This window comes from Vibrio sp. 10N.261.51.F12 (assembly GCF_041471725.1).
In the GTDB taxonomy this organism is placed as follows: domain Bacteria; phylum Pseudomonadota; class Gammaproteobacteria; order Enterobacterales; family Vibrionaceae; genus Vibrio.
The window spans coordinates 1-1,058 of sequence record NZ_JBFROV010000050.1; the positions used below are offsets into that span (position 1 = coordinate 1).

The following is a 1,058-nucleotide window of genomic DNA, read 5'->3' on the forward strand; positions in this document are numbered from 1 at the left end:
TCTATCGATAACGCTCCAGAAGAGCGCGAACGTGGTATCACAATCGCTACTTCTCACGTTGAGTACGATACTCCAGCGCGTCACTACGCACACGTTGACTGTCCAGGACACGCGGATTATGTTAAAAACATGATCACTGGTGCTGCTCAAATGGACGGCGGTATCCTAGTTGTTGCTGCGACAGATGGCCCTATGCCTCAAACTCGTGAGCACATCCTACTTGGTCGTCAAGTTGGTATCCCTTACATCATCGTATTCATGAACAAATGTGACATGGTTGATGACGAAGAGCTACTTGAGCTAGTAGAAATGGAAGTTCGTGAACTTCTTTCTGAGTACGAATACCCAGGTGATGACCTTCCAGTCATCCAAGGTTCTGCACTTGGCGCACTAAACGGCGAAGAGCAATGGGAAAACAAAATCGTTGAGCTTGCAGAAGCACTAGATTCTTACATCCCAGAACCAGAGCGTGCTATTGACCAACCGTTCCTACTACCTATTGAAGATGTATTCTCAATTCAAGGTCGTGGTACAGTTGTTACTGGTCGTATCGAGCGCGGTATCCTACGTGTAGGTGACGAGATCGAAATCGTTGGTATCAAAGAAACGACTTCTACTACTTGTACTGGTGTTGAAATGTTCCGTAAACTGCTTGACGAAGGTCGTGCAGGTGAGAACGTTGGTGCACTTCTACGTGGTACTAAGCGTGATGACGTTGAACGTGGCCAAGTACTTGCTGCTAAAGGTTCAATCAACCCACACACTAAGTTCGAGTCTGAAGTATACGTACTTTCTAAAGACGAAGGCGGCCGTCATACTCCGTTCTTCAAAGGCTACCGTCCACAGTTCTACTTCCGTACAACTGACGTAACTGGTGATATCTCTCTACCAGAAGGCGTAGAAATGGTAATGCCTGGCGACAACATCCAAATGGTTGTTGAGCTAATCGCTCCAATCGCAATGGACGAAGGTCTACGTTTTGCTATCCGTGAAGGTGGCCGTACTGTAGGCGCTGGTGTTGTTGCTAAGATCTTTGCTTAATTTTTAGCAAAATCTTG

At 46.6% G+C, this 1,058-nt stretch carries 1 protein-coding gene; it reads left to right on the plus strand.

Annotation, left to right across the window (positions count from 1 at the left end; translation table 11 throughout):
* Window positions 1-1,041 (plus strand): elongation factor Tu (gene tuf / locus AB4405_RS23095; protein WP_102471609.1); only part of this gene is annotated, 1,041 nt, incomplete at its 5' end.
* Window positions 1,042-1,058: the final 17 nt, after the last annotated feature.